The organism is Streptomyces sp. JHA26, assembly GCF_002005565.1.
Classification (GTDB): Bacteria; Actinomycetota; Actinomycetes; order Streptomycetales; family Streptomycetaceae; genus Streptomyces.
This window is the reverse complement of record NZ_BDJC01000092.1, coordinates 1-17,023: the sequence shown is the minus strand read 5'-3', so window position 1 is coordinate 17,023 and position 17,023 is coordinate 1. Positions and strand designations below refer to the sequence as shown.

General features: G+C 73.1%; 13 protein-coding genes and 1 pseudogene. 9 read left to right on the top strand and 5 right to left on the bottom strand.

From position 1 onward, the window contains the following. The first annotated feature begins 213 nt into the window (after nucleotides 1-213). Nucleotides 214-1,335, top strand: coding sequence for a peptidoglycan bridge formation glycyltransferase FemA/FemB family protein (locus JHAT_RS32095; protein WP_077801805.1), 1,122 nt, complete (start codon nucleotides 214-216; stop codon nucleotides 1,333-1,335). Nucleotides 1,336-1,349: 14 nt separating this feature from the next. Here the strand turns inward: JHAT_RS32095 and JHAT_RS32090 are convergent, their stop codons facing one another. Further along, nucleotides 1,350-2,090, bottom strand: a complete 741-nt coding sequence (locus JHAT_RS32090; RefSeq protein WP_077801804.1) for a class I SAM-dependent methyltransferase — start codon at nucleotides 2,088-2,090, stop codon at nucleotides 1,350-1,352. Between the two features lie 110 nt (nucleotides 2,091-2,200). Then, a complete protein-coding gene (locus tag JHAT_RS34845; RefSeq protein WP_171991161.1) occupies nucleotides 2,201-2,359 on the bottom strand; it encodes a hypothetical protein in 159 nt (52 codons plus the stop codon). Between the two features lie 461 nt (nucleotides 2,360-2,820). Here JHAT_RS34845 and JHAT_RS32080 point away from each other — a divergent pair, with 461 nt between their 5' ends. From JHAT_RS32080 to JHAT_RS32070, 3 genes are all read left to right on the top strand, one after another. Beyond that, nucleotides 2,821-3,639, top strand: coding sequence for a hypothetical protein (locus tag JHAT_RS32080; RefSeq protein WP_077801803.1), 819 nt, complete (start codon nucleotides 2,821-2,823; stop codon nucleotides 3,637-3,639). A 76-nt stretch (nucleotides 3,640-3,715) separates the two neighbouring features. Beyond that, nucleotides 3,716-4,579 (top strand): DMT family transporter, encoded by an 864-nt coding sequence (locus JHAT_RS32075; protein WP_077801802.1) that lies wholly within the window; start codon nucleotides 3,716-3,718, stop codon nucleotides 4,577-4,579. Between the two features lie 208 nt (nucleotides 4,580-4,787). Continuing rightward, the gene (locus JHAT_RS32070; protein ID WP_077801801.1) at nucleotides 4,788-5,243 is read left to right on the top strand and encodes a hypothetical protein; all 456 of its coding nucleotides are present in this window, start codon (nucleotides 4,788-4,790) and stop codon (nucleotides 5,241-5,243) included. A 9-nt stretch (nucleotides 5,244-5,252) separates the two neighbouring features. On the opposite strand, the gene JHAT_RS32065 is transcribed toward JHAT_RS32070, so the two are convergent. Next, a complete protein-coding gene (locus JHAT_RS32065; protein WP_077801800.1) occupies nucleotides 5,253-7,625 on the bottom strand; it encodes a glycoside hydrolase family 65 protein in 2,373 nt (790 codons plus the stop codon). A gap of 35 nt (nucleotides 7,626-7,660) precedes the next feature. After that, on the bottom strand, nucleotides 7,661-10,045 hold the full coding sequence (locus tag JHAT_RS32060) for a phosphoketolase (RefSeq protein WP_077801799.1): 2,385 nt from the start codon (nucleotides 10,043-10,045) through the stop codon (nucleotides 7,661-7,663). Nucleotides 10,046-10,481: 436 nt separating this feature from the next. Between JHAT_RS32060 and JHAT_RS32055 the strand changes: the two genes are divergently transcribed. From JHAT_RS32055 to JHAT_RS32035, 5 genes are all read left to right on the top strand, one after another. Next, on the top strand, nucleotides 10,482-11,129 hold the full coding sequence (locus JHAT_RS32055) for a TetR/AcrR family transcriptional regulator (protein ID WP_077801798.1): 648 nt from the start codon (nucleotides 10,482-10,484) through the stop codon (nucleotides 11,127-11,129). A gap of 53 nt (nucleotides 11,130-11,182) precedes the next feature. Continuing rightward, nucleotides 11,183-12,775 carry an MDR family MFS transporter gene (locus JHAT_RS32050; protein WP_077801797.1) on the top strand — a complete coding sequence of 531 codons (1,593 nt, stop codon included), beginning with the start codon at nucleotides 11,183-11,185 and terminating at the stop codon, nucleotides 12,773-12,775. A gap of 403 nt (nucleotides 12,776-13,178) precedes the next feature. Then, entirely contained in the window at nucleotides 13,179-14,813 is a 1,635-nt protein-coding gene (abc-f, locus tag JHAT_RS32045) for a ribosomal protection-like ABC-F family protein (protein ID WP_077801796.1), read from the top strand. Between the two features lie 50 nt (nucleotides 14,814-14,863). Next, nucleotides 14,864-15,316, top strand: a complete 453-nt coding sequence (locus JHAT_RS32040; protein WP_077801795.1) for a flavodoxin family protein — start codon at nucleotides 14,864-14,866, stop codon at nucleotides 15,314-15,316. Nucleotides 15,317-15,454: 138 nt separating this feature from the next. Continuing rightward, the gene (locus JHAT_RS32035; protein WP_077801794.1) at nucleotides 15,455-16,753 is read left to right on the top strand and encodes a phytase; all 1,299 of its coding nucleotides are present in this window, start codon (nucleotides 15,455-15,457) and stop codon (nucleotides 16,751-16,753) included. A gap of 55 nt (nucleotides 16,754-16,808) precedes the next feature. Here JHAT_RS32035 and JHAT_RS32030 read toward each other — a convergent pair. Then, a pseudogene (locus JHAT_RS32030) lies at nucleotides 16,809-17,023 on the bottom strand (hypothetical protein); the annotation flags it as partial.

Genomic DNA, 17,023 nt, shown 5'->3' with positions numbered 1-17,023 from the left:
CCCCTGCCGTGGCGCCGCGCGCCGGATGGAGCGCACCGGGCGCGGGCCGGACCGACGCCCCCGGCCGCTCGCCCCACCTGCCCGAACAGCCGGTAGCCCGCGCGGATCCGCCGCCGTCGGTATTCCCTGGTAAAGGGGGACGGAACCGTCCGCGCGCCGCGGCGTTCCTGCCCGCCGACACCATCGAACGAGCCGAACGAAGGGGCACCGCCCATGAGCCACCACCTGAAGGCGATCACGCGCGAGGAGCACCTGCGCTTCGTCGCGACCCGGCCTTCCGTGAGCCATCTGCAGCTCCCCTCGTGGGGAGAGGTGAAGCCGGACTGGCAGGCGGAGAGCCTGGGCTGGTTCGACGACGACGGCGAGCTGGTGGGGGCCGCGCTGGTGCTGCTGCGGCCGCTGCCGGGGCTGCGGCGCTACCTGGCCTACCTCCCCGAGGGTCCGGTCATCGACTGGAACGCGGCGGATTTGGACCGGTGGCTGGAGCCGATGCTCGCCCACCTGAAGAAGCGGGGCGCCTTCTCCGTGAGGATGGGCCCGCCCGTGGTCGCCCGGCGCTGGAGCGCCGAGACGGTCAAGGCGGCGATCGCCGACCCGGGGGCCCGGCGGCTGCGGGACGTGAAGGCCACCGTGGAGGAGCCCGGCGCCCGCGAGATCGCCGAGCGGCTGCGCCGGGCGGGCTGGCGGCGGGTCGAGCCCGGCGGCGAGGACGGCTTCGCCGCCGGACAGCCGCGTCACGTGTGTCAGGTGCCGCTCGCCGGGCGGTCGCTGGAGCAGATCCGGAACGGCCTCAACCAGCAGTGGCGCCGCAACATCAAGAAGGCGGAGAAGGCCGGCGTCAAGGTCGTCCAGGGCGACCACGACGACCTGCGCGCCTTCTACGAGCTCTACGTCGAGACCGCCGAACGGGACAGGTTCGTCCCGCGCCCGCTCGCCTACTTCCAGCGGATGTGGACCGCCCTGACGGCCGAGGACCCGGACCGGATGCGTCTCTACCTCGCCCACCACGACGGTGAGGTGCTCGCCGCGGCCACGATGCTGACGGTCGGCGACCACGTCTGGTACTCCTACGGCGCCTCCACCGCCCGCCGGCGCGAGGTCCAGCCCAGCACCGCCCTCCAGTGGCGCATGATGTGCGACGCCCACGAACGCGGTGCGCGGGTGTACGACTTCCGCGGCATCACCGACACCCTGGACGAGGACGACCACCTGCTGGGTCTGCTCCGGTTCAAGATCGGCGCCGGCGGTGAGGCCGTCGAGTACCTCGGGGAGTGGGACCGCCCGCTCAACAAGGTGCTGCACACAGCACTTCAGCTGTACATGTCCCGGCGCTGACGGACCGGCCCGGGTCAGGCGGCCGGCTTCTCCCAGACCGAGACGTGCCGGCGGCTCTCGTGGGTGAAGGGTGCCCGGTCCCAGTCCTCCCACCGGTCGCGCAGGCGCAGTCCGGCGAGCCTCGCCATCAGGTCGAGTTCGGAGGGCCATACGTAGCGGAACGGGATGGACGTGTGCTCGGTGCGGCCGTCGACGACGGTGACGTAGTTCGAGCTCATCGCCTGGGTCACGGTGTCGTACGTGTCGAACGCCCATTCCGTGTCATCGATGCGGAACGGCACCGCGGTCTGTCCCGGCGGCAGGCGGCGCAGTTCCGGTACGCCCACCTCGACGACGAAGCTGCCGCCGGGTGCGAGGTGGGCGGCGGCGTTGCGGAAGCAGGCGACCTGGGCGTCCTGCGTGGTCAGGTTGTTGATGGTGTTGTAGACGAGGTAGGCGAGCGTGAAGGCGCCCGGCACCCGGGTCGTCGCGAAGTCGCCGATGGTGACCCCGACGGCGTCGCCGCCCGGCTTGGCGCGCAGCCGGGCGGTCATGGCCCGGGACATGTCGATGCCGTGGACCGGGACGCCCCGGCGGGCCAGCGGCAGGGCGAGCCTGCCGGTGCCGATGCCCAGTTCGAGCGCGCGTCCCTTCCCCGCCAGCCCGGCCAGCAGGTCGACCGCGGGGTCGACCGCCTCCGGCCGGAACATGTCCGCCGACGACTCGTCGTACCGTGCAGCGACGTCTTTCCCGAAGTACCCGTCCTCATTCGGCATGCCGGGACCGTACCTCCGGTCGGGCCGCGGGCGCCTCCGTTTTTCCACCGCGCGCCAGGAGGCCGTGGAGTAGTGCGGCGACGGCCGTGCGGTCCTCGAGAGAGTGCCGGTCAGGCGCCCGCCGGGTGGTGTCCGGGGGCCGGGCCGCCCTCGGGGCGCGTGCGGCGGAAGGTCTCGGCCACCGCGGTGTCGACGGCCGCTGTCGGCCGGCCGACCCCGTACACGGCGAGGGCACCGCCGCCGAGCACCACCGCCTTGACGACGAGCACGAGCGGAAGCGCCGGCCGCGGAGCGGCAACTGCGGGAGGACCAGGATGAGTTGAAGCGCACCCGACGGGAACGGCGGGGGGCGCGGCGCAGGGACCGGTCGGCTGTCCGCGTCCGGTGGTCCGGCCGCACCGCCCGATGCCGGGATGCGGGGCGTCGGGTGTCTGCGTTCCGAACACCCGCGCGACGCACCGGCGTCGAACCACGACCCCGTGGGTCACCGAAGGCGTCGATGTGCCGATGACGCGTATCACCTCACCCGCCCGACGTGGTATACCGGCCCGGCAGCAAACAGGCGAACAACAGGCGCCGTCGTCCGTACCATTTGGGTGTCGACGCAGTCGTCAGCAATACCGGACACTCCGCTGCCCGGCGCCGAACGGACATGGCACCCATGTCCCACGACTGATGTCCCGTAGTTCTCCCGTGCCTTCACGGCCGCGAATCGAGGAGAGTCAACACCATGTCCGAAAGTACACCGCAGACCGCCACCGAACTCGCGTCGCAGTACAGCGTGCAGGTGACGAGCGACCTGGAGCGCAACGTCAAGGAGCAGGAGCGCATCAGCGGGGAGATCGCCGACCTCCAGCAGCAGCTCGCCGCACTGCAGCACGACCACGCCCTGCTGCTGAACGTGCAGCAGGCGCTCGGCATCACCACGGCACCGCCCCGGCCGGCGACCGACACGGCGCCGGTCCCCGCTCCCCGTGACAGTTCCGCCACCGGGACGGCCGCCGCGGGCAGGCGCACGGCGAGCGGGAAGGCCGCCACCGCGCCCGAGCGCGCGGCCACGAGGCCCGCCACCAAGCCGGCCTCGAAGTCGACCACCAAGCCGGCTTCGAAGTCGCCCGCGAAGGCTGTCTCCAGGTCGGCTTCGAAGTCATCCGCGAAGACCGGCACCAAGTCGGCCGGGAAGGCGGCCGGGAAGTCCGCGGCGAAGAAGTCGCCGAGCCGGACCGCCCCGTCCCCGGCCGCCGCCCCGTCCGGGTCGTCCTCCACATCCTCGAAGCCGGGCCGGTCCACCCTGGTCGAGCTGGTCCGCAAGCACCTGGGCGAGCAGAAGGAACCGCGCTCCGCCGCCGAGATCACCACGGCGCTCGGCCAGGCCCACCCCGACCGCACCGTCAAGTCCACGGTCGTGCGCACCACGCTCGAGGGGCTGGTCGCCAGGAACCAGGCCCAGCGCACCAAGCAGGGCACCTCCGTCTACTACACCGTCCCCGACGCCCCGGAGCAGGGCGACGCCGGGACGGAGACGCGGCCCGACCGGGCCGACGACTGACCCGCTTCCCCGGCACCGCGCCCGTTCCGGGGTGCTGCGGCGCGCGGCCGGGCCGGAACGGGGCGAGGATCGGTGGATGGGTGTTGTCCTGCCGGTGCTCTTCGCACTCGTCGCCGCGTTCAGCAACGCGCTGGCCACCGTGTTGCAACGGCGGGCCGCGCTGAGCGTGCCGCAGTCCCAGGGATTCCGTCCGGGCCTCGTCGTCGACCTGCTGCGGCGGCCGGTGTGGCTCGGCGGCATGCTGGCCGTCGTCGTCGCCGGGGTGGGGCAGGCGGCCGCCCTGGCGACCGGGCCGATATCGCTCGTCCAGCCGTTGTTCGTGCTGGAGCTTCCGCTGGCGCTGCTGCTGGCCTCGCTGATCACTCGCCACCACCTCCCCGGCGTCCTGTGGCTCGCCGTGGGCGGTGTGGTCGTCGGCCTGGGACTGGCGCTGGCGTCGGCCGCGCCGGGCGGCGGCAGCGACGACGTCTCCATGGATCGCTGGGCGCCCGCGCTCGGGGCCTGTGCCGGGCTGGCCGTCCTGCTGGCCGCGGCCGGGCTGAGGCGGCCCGTCGGCAAGGCCCGCGCCGGCTGCCTCGGCGCGGCCACCGCGGTCTGCTACGCCCTGACCGCCGGATTGATGAAGGACTCCATGCGCGTCCTGGACGCGGACGGCCTGGTCGGCTTCCTGACCGTGTGGCAGACGTACGCGTTCGCCGCGGCCGGTGTGTGCGCCGTGCTCCTGCTGGAGCACGCCATGCAGGGCGGTCCTCTGGTCGCCTCCCAGCCGGCCCTCACCCTGGGGGACGCCACGGTGAGCCTGCTGCTCGGCGTCGTCCTGTACCGGGAGGACGTGCGCACCGACTGGTGGGTGCTGCCCCAGCTGGCCGGCGTCGCCCTGATCGTCGCCGGTGTCCTCACCCTGGCCCGGCGCGGGGTGGATCTGCGGAGCGGGCGGTGAACCGTGGCCCGGCACCGGCGTGCTCGGCTCACCGGCAGAACCCGTGGGCCTGTTCCCGCCGGCGGTGCAGCGCCGTGTGCCCGCCGCCGGGGTAGTTCGACGGCCGCCCGGCGCTGCTCCGTACGAGTGGTGCGTTCGCGGACGCGGTCGTACGGTCGGTACGGGGAAGGCGGAGGCAGGCGATCCCCCGAGACGGCCGGGAGCAGACATGGGCAGGAACCCGACGAGGGCAGCGGTCACGCTCTGTGCCGCCGCCGCGCTCGCAGTACCCCTGGGCGCCGCTTCGGCCGCCCCGCAGGCGGAGCAGACCGTGAAGCGGCAGGCCCAGGACCCCGTACTGGTCGACTGCTCGATGCGGGGCGACGTGCGGCCCGCGGCGTTCGTGCTGGCCTGCGGGGACGGCAACAGCCGCCTGACCGCGCTGCACTGGGTGCGCTGGGACGCTGCCGCGGCGGCCGGGCGGGGATACAACGCGGTCAACGACTGCAAGCCCTACTGCGCGGTCGGCACGTTCCGCTCGTATCCGGTGACCGTGCGGCTCGACCGGCCGCAGGCCCGGGAGCAGGATCCGGGCGAGCAGCACTACACCCGGATCACACTGACCTACACCGACGGCAGGCCGGACGGGTTCCCGCGCGAGGTGGCCTACCCCCTGCCGGGCTGACGGGAGGAATCAGTCCGGGAGCACGAGCCGGCAGGTGTCGCCCGGCTGGAGCTGAAGGGCCCGGTCCGGCAGCCGGACGTCGATCGGCAGCCGGTCGGAGGCCGGGACGGCGATCTCCAGGTGGCCGTGCTCCAGCCGGAGCCGTACGCCCCAGTGGCCCTGGTAGCGGATGGAGAATCCGTACGACGACAGCTCCGGCAGGGGCACCGGGTCCAGCCAGAGGGCGCCGTCGCGGGTCTCCAGTCCGGTCAGGCAGCGCTGGACCAGGTCGAGGGTGCCCGCCATGGCGCCGAGGTGGATCCCCTCGCCGGTGGTGCCGCCCTGCAGGTCGGCGACGTCGCCCTTGAGCGCCTCCTGGCAGAAGGTCCACGCCCCGGCGCGGCGGGCGCGGGCCAGGATCCAGCCGTGGACGAGTCCGCTGAGGGTGGAGCCGTGGCTGGTGCGGGCCAGGTAGTGGTCGACGGTGCGCCGCCAGGTGTCGTCGTCCAGGCCGTAGCCCAGCCGGTCGAAGAGCGCGCGGAGTTCGGCCGGGGAGAAGAGGTAGCCGAGCATCAGGACGTCGGCCTGTTTGGACGCCCGGTAGTTGTTGACGCTGTCGTCCTCGGCCTCCAGGATGCGGTCCAGCCGCCGGATGTCGTCGTAGCGCTCGCGGTAGCCCGCCCAGTCGAGTTCGGCGAGGTCGCCGTAGCCCTCGAACTGGCTGATGACTCCCTCGTGGAAGGGCACGTGGAGGGTGCGGGAGACGTCCTCCCACTGTTCGAGTTCGCCGCCGTCCAGGCCGGTGCGCTCCACGAGTTCGCGTCGGCGGGGCTCGGGCAGGGAGCGCACCACCTCCAGGGCACGGGTGAGCACCCAGGAGGCGGTGACGTTGGTGTAGGTGTTGTCGTCGAGGCCCGGTTCCACGGCGCCGGGATAGGCCTCGTGGTATTCGTCGGGGCCGACGACACCCCGGATGCGGTGCCGCCCCAGATGGCCGTCCCAGGTGGCGGAGTCCGCCCAGAAGCGCGCGATCTGCAGCAGCGTCTCGGCGCCCTTGGTGTGCAGGAACTCGGCGTCGCCGCTGGCCTCGCAGTACTGCCACACGTTGTACGCGATCGCCGAGCCCACGTGGTGCTGGAGGTGTGAGTGGTCCGGCAGCCAGCGGCCCGAGTGGGGGTTGAGGTGCAGCCGCTGGGTCTCCTCGCGGCCGTCGCTGCCGCTCTGCCACGGGTAGAGGGCACCGCGTCTGCCGATGGCGCGGGCCGCCGTGCGGGCGCGTTCCAGACGGCGGTGCCGGTACTGCAGCAGGGCCCGGGACACCTCGGGGAAGTGCAGGTTGAGGTAGGGCAGGACGAACAGCTCGTCCCAGAAGACGTGCCCCCGGTAGGCCTCCCCGTGCAGCCCGCGGGCGGGTACGCCCACGTCGAGGTCGGCGGTGTGCGGGGAGAGGGTCTGCAGTACGTGGAAGAGGTGCAGCCGCAGGATGGCGCCCGCCTCGCCGGGGACCTCGAGCTGGGCGCGGCGCCACAGCTGGCCCCAGGCCGTACGGTGGCCGGCCAGCAGCTCGTCGAAGCCGGGGGCGGCGGCCACCCGGCCCACGGCGGCCTGCAGGGGGTCGCTGATCGCGGGGTCGTGCGAGGTGTGCAGGGCCACGATCTTGTCGACGGTGGCGGTGCGGCCCGGCTCCAGGCGCAGGGTGGTGCGCTGGGCGACCCGCAGGTGTTCCCGGCCCGGGGCGACCGGTGCGCCGGCCGACGTCCGGGCGGCCATGCCGATCCGGATGTCCGAGGTCCGGGTACGGCAGCGCAGCCACACGGTGCCGTCGTCGGCGCCGGTGTGGACGTGGGTCAGGTGACGGCCGTCGAGGTCCCGGTAGCGCGGGACGCCCGAGTTGGTGACGTCGCCGTCGAGGGCCGACTCCACGTCGAGGTCCGTGCCGGCGCCCTCCACCGTGAACTCCGTGCGCAGGGCGGCGAGGTGGGGGTCGGCCATGTGCACCAGGCGCAACTGGCGCACGGTCAGTGCCCGTCCGTCGCCGAGTGCGAAGCGGGTGCGGCGTTCCAGCACCCCGGAGTCCAGGTGCACGGTCTGCCGGTGGTCCTGCACCGGCGCGGTGTCCGGCGTGAGCCAGTCCCCTCCGGCGGCCCGGAAGGACAGGGTCAGCCAGTTGGGGAGGTTGACCATGTCCTCGTTCTCCACGGTGCGTCCGGCGACGGTGGAGGTGAGCCGGTTGTAGCACCCGGCCACGTAGGTGCCCGGGTAGTGCACGTCGTCCGCGGCGCACTCGGGCAGGGCGCCGCGGGTGGCGAAGTAGCCGTTGCCCAGCGTGCACAGGGACTCCCGCAGCCGTTCCTCGGCGGCGTCGTAGTGGACGTAGTCCCAGGTGGAGGCGGTCGCGGTCACGGGTTTCCCTTCGTCGGACGCTGCGGCGCGGCGGGTCAGCCGTCCCAGGACCAGTCGGCGACCTCGGGCAGGTCGACGCCGTGTTCGCGGATCCAGTCGTGGTGGCGCAGCCGGGTGTCCTCCATGTGCTGCCGCACGGCCGCCGCGCGCACGGCCAGGCCGGGGACCCGGTCGATGACGTCCATGACCAGGCGGTAGCGGTCCAGGTCGTTGCCGAGGACCATGTCGAAGGGCGTGGTGGTGGTGCCGATCTCCTTGTAGCCGCGCACGTGCAGGTGCGCGTGGCCGGTGCGGCGGTAGGCGAGGCGGTGGATGAGCCAGGGGTACCCGTGGTAGGCGAAGATGACGGGCCTGTCGGCGGTGAACAGGCCGTCGTACTCGAAGTCGCTCATGCCGTGCGGGTGTTCCCCGCTCGGCAGCAGCCGGGCGATGTCGACGACGTTGACCACGCGCACCGCCAGGTCGGGCAGGTGGCGGCGGATGAGCTGGGCGGCGGCCAGCACCTCCTGGGTGGGCACGTCGCCCGCGCAGGCGAGCACCACGTCGGGTTCACGGGTGCCGTCCTCGGTGCCGGCCCAGTCCCAGATGCCGGCGCCGCGGGCGCAGTGGACGCGGGCCTGCTCCATGGTCAGCCAGTCGAAGCAGGGCTGTTTGCCAGCGACGATCACATTGACGTAGTCCTTGCTGCGCAGGGCGTGGTCGGCGACGGACAGCAGGGTGTTGGCGTCCGGCGGCAGGTAGACCCGTACGGCTTCGGGGCTCTTGTTGAGGATGTGGTCGACGAAGCCGGGGTCCTGGTGGGAGAAGCCGTTGTGGTCCTGGCGCCACACATGCGAGGTGAGCAGGTAGTTGAGGGAGGCGACGGGGGCGCGCCAGGGCAGGCGACGGGTGACGCGCAGCCATTTGACGTGCTGGTTGACCATCGAGTCGACGATGTGGACGAACGCCTCGTAGCAGGAGAACAGCCCGTGCCGGCCGGTGAGGAGGTAGCCCTCCAGCCAGCCCTGGCAGGTGTGCTCGGACAGGATCTCCATCACCCGGCCGTGCCGGTCGAGGTCCTCGTCGACGGGCAGGGTCCGTTCCTGCCAGGCCTTTCCGCTGGCGGTGTAGACGGCCTGGAGGCGGTTGGAGGCGGTCTCGTCGGGGCCGACGAGACGGAAGTCGCGCCGGTCGGCGGTGGCGGCCATGACGTCCGCGAGCAGGTCGCCGAGGACGCGGGTCGGTTCGTGCATGCTCGCGCCGGGCTTGTCGACGGCGACGGCGTAGGTGTCCAGGGGCGGCAGGGGCAGGTCGCGCAGCAGCAGTCCGCCGTTGGCGAAGGGGGTGGCGCCCAGCCGGCGCGGGCCCTCGGGGACGGCGGCCAGGACCTCGGGGCGCGGGGCTCCGGCGTCGTCGAACAGTTCCTCGGGCCGGTAGGAGCGCAGCCACCGCTCCAGCTGACGGAGGTGTTCCGGGTTCGTCCGTACGGCGGCGAGCGGGACCTGGTGGGCGCGCCAGGTGTTCTCCACGGGCAGGCCGTCGACCTCGGCGGGGCCGGTCCAGCCCTTGGGGGTGCGCAGGACGATCATCGGCCAGCGGGGCCGCTCGTCGGCGCCGTCCTCGCGGGCGGCGCGCTGGATCGCGGCGATGCGGTCGAGGCAGGTGTCCATGGCGTGGGCCATCGCCCGGTGGACGGTGGCGGGGTCGTCGCCGGTGACGTGGACGGGGTCGTGGCCGTAGCCGCGCAGGAGTTCGTCGAGTTCGGCCTCGGGGAGGCGGGCCAGGACCGTAGGGTTGGCGATCTTGTAGCCGTTGAGGTGGAGGATCGGCAGGACGGCGCCGTCGTTCACCGGGTCGAGGAACTTGTTGGAGTGCCAGGACGCCGCCAGCGGTCCCGTCTCCGCCTCGCCGTCGCCGATCACGCAGGCGACCACCAGGCCGGGGTGGTCGAAGGCGGCGCCGTAGGCGTGCGCGAGCGAGTAGCCGAGCTCGCCGCCCTCGTGGATGGAGCCCGGGGTCTCGGGGGCGACGTGGCTCGGCACACCGCCGGGGAACGAGAACTGCTTGAAGAGCCGGGCCATGCCGTCCGCGTCCCGGGTGACGTCCGGATAGGTCTCGGTGTAGGAGCCCTCCAGCCAGGAGTTGGCGAGGACGGCGGGCCCACCGTGGCCGGGTCCCCAGACGCACAGGGCGTCCAGGCCGCGGGCCTTGATCACCCGGTTGAGGTGGGTGTGGACGAGGTTGAGGCCCGGTGAGGTGCCCCAGTGGCCCAGGAGGCGCGGCTTGACGTGCTCCGGGCGCAGCGGCTCGGTCAGCAACGGGTTCGCCATCAGGTAGATCTGGCCGACGGAGAGGTAGTTCGCGGCGCGCCAGTGGGCGTCCAGGGCGGCGAGCTCCTCGTCCGGGAGCGCGGGGGGCGCCTGCTGCGTGTCGGCGGACATCGGGGGGTCCTTTCCGTGTCGGGACAGCGGTCGGGCCGGGACGGGTGCGGGTCCGGGTGGCGCGGGTGGTGCCCTGCAATCCCAACCCTGTGCGGACCGGACGGGTACCCGACGGGGCCGTTCGGGTCACGTCGGTTCCCGGACGGGGCCGGCCGGGGTGCGAGGCCGGCGCGGGTGACGTCGGCCGACGGCGGCGGAGGTGCCGCGCCCGGGCGCCCCGGCACTCGGAACACCCCGGTGACCGCAGGACGCGGCGCGTGGCGCACGGCACGGCCGCCACCGGCGCCGACCGCGCTTCCGCACCGCCTACCCCGACTTCACGCTCGTACGCCGGGGTCGTGCGCGAGAGGACCGGGAGCCGAGGGCGGGACGCCGGGCAGGCGCGCGACCGGTCACCCTCGGCATGAATTTTGCATGACGTGCATCTTTGCATACCATGCAACTTATGTCGGAGAAGGGTGCCGCGGGGGGCGGTCTGCGGGAGCGGAAGAAGCGGGCCACGCGTGCCGCCCTCGCCGAGGCCGCGATACGGCTCGCCGCCGAGCACGGTGCGGACAAGGTCACCGTCGAGGCGATCAGCGCGGCGGCCGGTGTGTCCGTGCGGACCTTCTTCAATTACTTCGACACGCGCGAGGACGCCTTCGTCGTCATCGACGCGGACGCGGGCGCGCGGATGCGGCGCGCCGTCCTCGACGCACCGGCCGGCCTCTCACCGCTGGAGGCCCTGCGCGAGGCCATGGCCGCGGAACTGGCCGAGGCGGAGCAGCAGCACGAGCTGTGGCGGCTGCACGCCGAGGTGCTGCACGCCTCGCCGCACCTCCTGGCGCGCGGCGTCGGGGCGCACATGGCGGCGGAGGCCGACCTGGCCGATGCCATCGCCACGCGCCTGCGCGGCGCCTCCGGCGACGGGGAACGGCCCGCGGATCCCGGCCTCTACCCACGGCTGCTGGCCGCGGTGGCGACCGCCGCGGTGCGGACCAGCGTGGACCACTGGTCGGCCCACCAGCAGGAGGCCGCCTTCCTGGACGTGTTCCACGAGGTGTTCACCCTCCTCGCCGCCGGTCTTCCGGCGCCCGGCGCGTGACCGGCGCGCAGGACGATCGCGACACCACCCCACCATCACCCGAAAGAGATGCCGTGACCGCACCTCAGGCGCCCGACGACGCGCCTCCCACCTCCATGACCCACCGGCAGATACTCCAGGCCATGTCCGGCCTGATGGCCGGTATGTTCGTCGCGATCCTGGCCGGCACCGTCGTCTCGAACGCGCTGCCCACGATCATCGCCGATCTGGGCGCCAGCCAGTCCTCCTACACCTGGGTCGTCACGGCGGAACTCCTGGCCATGACGGCGACGGTGCCCCTGTGGGGCAAGCTGTCCGACCTCTTCAACAAGAAGCTGCTGCTCCAGCTCTCGCTGTCCATGTTCGTCGTCGGTTCGCTGCTGGCCGGCTTCTCCCACGGCGTCGGTCTGCTGATCTTCAGCCGGGTCGTGCAGGGCATCGGCGCGGGCGGTCTGACGGCCCTCGCGCAGGTCGTGATGGCCTCCGTCATCCCGCCCCGACAGCTGGGCAAGTACGCCGGCATCTTCGGCGCCGTCTTCGCCGTGGGCACCGTGGCGGGGCCGCTGGTCGGCGGTGTGCTGGTCGACACCTCGTGGCTGGGCTGGCGCTGGTGCTTCTTCATCGGCGTGCCGTTCGCGCTGCTGGCCATCGCGCTGCTGCAGCGCACGCTGCGGCTGCCGACCACGCGGCGCGAGGTGCGCATCGACTGGCTCGGCGCCTTCCTGATCGTCGCCGGTGTCTGCGCGCTGCTCATCTGGGTGACGCTGGCCGGCAACGAGTTCGACTGGGCCTCCTGGCAGACCGGCGCCCTCGCGGGCGGTGGCGTGCTGCTGCTGATCGCCGCGGTCCTCGTCGAGGCGCGTACCGCCGAGCCGGTCATCCCGCTCGACATCTTCCGCAACCGCACGGTGACGCTGACGACCGTCGCCAGCCTCCTGGTCGGTGTCGCCATGTTCGGCGGAACCGTCTTCCTCTCCCAGTACTTCCAGGTCTCCCTGGGCAAGTCGCCGACCGTCGCCGGTCTGATGAGCCTGCCCATGATCCTCGGCCTGCTGGTGTCGTCCACCGTCGCCGGTCAGGTGATCAGCCGGACCGGCAGGTGGAAGCGGTACCTGGTGGCGGGCGCGGTCGTCATGTCCGTCGGCCTCGCGCTGCTGTCCACGATCGACGCCAAGACGCACTTCGGCCTGCTCAGCCTCTACATGGCGGTCCTGGGCATCGGCGTCGGCATGTTGATGCAGAACCTGGTGCTCGCCGCGCAGAACGACGTGCCCGCCGCCGAGCTGGGCGCCGCGACCTCCGTGCTGTCCTTCTTCCGCAGCATGGGCGGCACCATCGGCACCAGCGTCCTCGGCGCTATCCTCGCCAACCGGGTCACCAGCGAGATGACCAAGGGGCTCAAGGACGCGGGCATCACCGTCCCGGCCGGCGAGGGCTCCGGCGAGAGCAGCGTCCCGGACATGTCCACGCTGCCCGCGCCGATGCGGTCGATCGTCGAGCACGCCTACGGCGTCGCCACCGCGGACCTGTTCCTCATCGCCACGCCGTTCGCCCTGCTCGCGCTGGTCGCCGTCGTGTTCCTGAAGGAGAAGCCGCTGAAGACCACCAGCGGCATGGAACGCCTCGCCGAGGAGTCCGGCGAGGCCACCGCGGCACCCGTCGGCTGAGCCGCCGGCAGCACCGCGCGACGGAGCCGCCCGCCCACCCGGCGGGCGGCTCCGTCGCGTGCGGACCCGGACGGCGGGCGGCTCCGCGTCACGGACGGCCACCGGCGCTCCACGGCGGCCGGGGCCCCGCCACCAGTGCCGACGCGTCGGCCGTCGCCCCCCGCCTGCGCCGGACCCCGCCCCGCGGGCGGCGGCTGTTAGGCTGGTGAAGACGTTGATCGCGTATCGAGAGGTCCCGGACATGGTGGGTGACGACGACATCTGCGGGTGATACCCCGCACTGATCGGCCACAGCAGGCGCACAGGAGCGCCCCGGCGGTGGCCGCCTTCGTCGTCCCCTCTTCCCTGTCCTCCCGGGCGGGCGTGTCCCTTTCCCCCGCCCCTCTCCTCAGCGAGGTCGTCCATGTCCGACGCCGCCGTCCTCTGCTCGAACCTCTCCTTCGCCTGGCCCGACGACACCCCCGTCTTCCAGGACCTGTCGTTCACCGTGGGCCCGGGCCGTACCGGCCTGGTGGCCCCCAACGGCTCCGGCAAGAGCACCCTGCTCAAGCTGATCGCCGGTGAGCTGCGCCCCGTCACGGGTTCCGTGTCCACCACCGGCACCGTCGGCTACCTGCCGCAGACCCTGCCCCTGACCGGGGACCTCACCGTGGCGGAGGTGCTGGAGGTCGCCGCCGTCATCCGGGCCATCGACGCCGTCGAGTCCGGGGACGTGGCCGAGGAGCACTTCACGACCATCGGCGACGACTGGGACATCGAGGAACGCACCCGCGCCCAGCTCGACCGCCTCGGCCTCGGCGGCCTCGCCCTGGACCGGAGCCTCGGCACGCTCAGCGGCGGCCAGATCGTCTCCCTCGGCCTCGCCGCACAACTACTGAAGCGGCCCGACGTGCTGCTGCTCGACGAGCCCACCAACAACCTCGACCTGGACGCCCGGCACAAGCTCCACGACGTCCTGTCGGACTACAAGGGCTGTCTGCTGCTGGTCAGCCACGACCGGGCCCTGCTCGACCGCATGGAGCGCATCGCCGAACTCGACCGCGGCGAACTGCGCTTCTACGGAGGCGACTTCACCGCATACGAGGAGGCGGTGCGGGCCGAGCAGGAGGTCGCCGAGAAGAACGTCCGCAACGCCGAGCAGGAACTCAGGCGGGAGAAGCGGGAGATGCAGCAGGCCCGCGAACGCGCCGAGCGCCGGGCGGGCAACGCCGCCCGCAACCTCAAGAGCGCCGGCCTGCCGCGCATCTTCGCGGGCACCATGAAGCGCGGCGCGCAGGAGTCCGCGGGCCGGGCGGGGCAGACGCACGCCGACCGGGTCGGCGACGCGAAGGCCCGACTGGACGAGGCGGGGCGTGCGCTCCGCGACGACCAGCGCATCGTCCTCGACCTGCCGGAGACCGACGTGCCCGCCGGGCGCACCCTCTTCCTCGGGGAGGGGCTGCGGATCCGGCTCGGCGACCGCGAGGTGTTCGCCGGCGAGGGTGTCGACCTGGTCGTCCGGGGACCCGAGCGCATCGCGCTGACCGGCCCCAACGGCGCCGGCAAGAGCACGCTGCTGCGCCTGCTGGGCGGTGACCTGGATCCGGGGAGCGGCACGGTCAGGCGGGCCGACGGGCGCGTCGCCCACCTGTCGCAGCGGCTCGACCTGCTGGACGCGGACCGCACGGTCGCCGAGAACTTCGCCGCGTACGCTCCCCGGCGGCCCGAGGCCGAGCGGATGAACCTGCTCGCCCGCTTCCTGTTCCGGGGCGCCCGCGCCCACCTGCCCGTCGGCGTGCTGTCCGGCGGCGAGCGGCTGCGGGCCACCCTGGCGTGCGTCCTGTGCGCCGAGCCCGCCCCGCATCTGCTGCTCCTGGACGAGCCGACCAACAACCTCGACCTGGTCAGCGCGGAGCAGTTGCGGAGCGCGCTGAACTCCTACCGGGGGGCCTTCGTGGTGGTCAGCCACGACGAGCGGTTCCTGAGCGAGATCGGCGTCGACCGATGGCTGCGACTGGCCGACGGCGCACTGACGGAGACGGCGGCGCCCGAGGTGTGATCCGCGGCGACTGTTGCGTCCGCCGGGTGCCGGACGGCAGGCTTCGGGGTGTGGCCACTTTGCTGATCGTGCATCACACCCCGTCGCCGAACTGCCAGGCGATGCTCGAAGCCGTCGTCTCCGGGGCGACCGCGCCGGAGATCGAGGGCGTCCGGGTCGTCCGGCGGGCGGCGCTGGCGGCCACGGCCGTCGACGTGCTGGAGGCGGACGGGTACCTGCTGGGCACCCCGGCCAATCTCGGCTACATGTCCGGCGCCCTGAAGCACTTCTTCGACCAGGTCTACTACCCGTGCCTGGACGGGACGCGGGGCCGGCCCTTCGGCTACTACGTGCACGGCGGCGGCGACACCACCGGTGCGGTGCGCGCCATCGAGTCGGTGACGACCGGCCTCGGCTGGCAGCGCGCCGCCCCGGCGGTGACGGTGGCCGGCGAGCCCGCCAAGGCGGACCTGGAGTCCTGCTGGGAACTGGGGGCCGCGCTCGCCGCCGGGCTGATGGCCTGACCGGCCGGAGAACACCGCGGGCACCGTTCCCCCACCGGTCACCTCCCCGTCACCGGCAGGGCCCCGTGGCGACCGGAACCACGATCAAGATCATCAGGTGTATCCCGTTGTCATGTCTTCGACTTGAGGAGCACCCGCATGACCAGGCACCCCCTCGGCCGGCCGGCCGCCTGCGCCCTCGCCGCGGCCGTCACCTTCCTGTCGGCGGTTCCGGCCGCGGCGCACGGTGACGACGCGCTGCCGACCGTACGGCCGCGGGCCGAGACGGCTCCGCTGTACGACGACGAGGCCGGCGGGAACGCCGACGCGGACGACCCGGCCATCTGGCGCAACCCTGCCGACCCCGACCGCAGCCTCGTCGTCGCGACGGCGAAGGAGGGCGGACTGCGCGTCTACGACCTGGACGCCCGTCTCGTGCAGTCGGTGGCGGCGCCCCCCGCCCCCGGTCCCGACGACGCGCCCGGCCGCTTCAACAACGTCGACCTGGTGCACGGCGTGCGCCTCGGCGCCGGGCGGGCGGACCTCGCGGTCACCACCGACCGCGGCAGCGACCGCCTGCGGGTCTACCGCATCGATCCGTCCTCCCCCGGCCGTCCCATGACGGACGTCACCGACCCGGCCGCCGAACCGGTGTTCTCCACCGGTCAGGCCGAGATCAACGACCAGCGCACCGCGTACGGCCTGGCCACCTGGACCGACAAGGCCACCCAGCGCTCCTACGCGCTGGTCAGCCAACGCGAACGCACCCGGCTCGCCCTGCTGGAACTCACCCCGACGGCGTCCGGACGCGTCGGCTACCGTCCGGTGCGCACCCTGGACCTGCCCGCGTCCTTCCGCCTGCCGAACGGCAGGAACTGGTCGCCCTGCTCCGAACCCGGTGAACTGCCCCAGGTGGAGGGCATGGTCGTCGACCCGGCCGACGGCACGCTGTACGCCGGGCAGGAAGACGTCGGCATCTGGCGCCTGCGCGCCGACCTCACCGGCACGCCCCAACTGGTGGACAAGGTGCGTGAGTACGGGGTCCCGGCCACGTACGACGAGGCCACCGACGAGTGCGTCGCCGGCGCCGACCCCGGGTACGGCGGCAGCCGGCTGGCCGCGGACGTGGAGGGACTGACGCTCCTGGAGGAGTCCGACGGCGACGGGTACCTGCTGGCCTCCAGCCAGGGCGACAACACCTTCGCCGCGTACGACCGCGAACAGGAGGACCACAACGAGTACGAGGGCGGGTTCCGCGTCGGCGCCGCCTCGGCCCGGCTGGACGGCTCCGAGGAGTGCGACGGAGCGGCGGTGCTGAACCAGCCGCTGGGCAGCCGCTACCCCGACGGCCTGCTCGTCGTGCAGGACGGCCACGACACTCCTGGTGACGGCGACCGTGACGCCACCGGCTTCAAGTTCGTCGACCTGGGCGACGTCAAGGACGCGCTCGACGACTGACCGGCGCCGTTCGGTCCCGGCCGGCGTCGGGACCGAACGGTGCCGGCGCGGGGCGTCACCGGGTACGCCGCCCGGTGCGGAGCAGCAGCAGGCCCCCGGCGGCGAGGAGGACGCCTCCGGCCGCCGCGGGCCGGAGCCCGAGGCTCGAGCCCGTCTCGGCGAGCCCTCCCCGGGTCCTCTGCGGCTCGCTCTCGGAACCGGCGGCCCGCGCGGCGCCGCCCGCGTCCGTCCCCCGCGTCCTGCCGGGCGCGGCCGCGGCGCCGCCCGCGT

Bases quoted from the DNA above. Each gene is read 5' to 3' on its own strand.
- JHAT_RS32095 (WP_077801805.1), top strand. From the start codon at position 214: ATGAGCCACCACCTGAAGGCGATCACGCGCGAGGAGCACCTGCGCTTC.
- JHAT_RS32090 (WP_077801804.1), bottom strand. From the start codon at position 2,090: ATGCCGAATGAGGACGGGTACTTCGGGAAAGACGTCGCTGCACGGTAC.
- JHAT_RS32080 (WP_077801803.1), top strand. From the start codon at position 2,821: ATGTCCGAAAGTACACCGCAGACCGCCACCGAACTCGCGTCGCAGTAC.
- JHAT_RS32075 (WP_077801802.1), top strand. From the start codon at position 3,716: ATGGGTGTTGTCCTGCCGGTGCTCTTCGCACTCGTCGCCGCGTTCAGC.
- JHAT_RS32070 (WP_077801801.1), top strand. From the start codon at position 4,788: ATGGGCAGGAACCCGACGAGGGCAGCGGTCACGCTCTGTGCCGCCGCC.
- JHAT_RS32060 (WP_077801799.1), bottom strand. From the start codon at position 10,045: ATGTCCGCCGACACGCAGCAGGCGCCCCCCGCGCTCCCGGACGAGGAG.
- JHAT_RS32055 (WP_077801798.1), top strand. From the start codon at position 10,482: ATGCAACTTATGTCGGAGAAGGGTGCCGCGGGGGGCGGTCTGCGGGAG.
- abc-f (WP_077801796.1), top strand. From the start codon at position 13,179: ATGTCCGACGCCGCCGTCCTCTGCTCGAACCTCTCCTTCGCCTGGCCC.
- JHAT_RS32035 (WP_077801794.1), top strand. From the start codon at position 15,455: ATGACCAGGCACCCCCTCGGCCGGCCGGCCGCCTGCGCCCTCGCCGCG.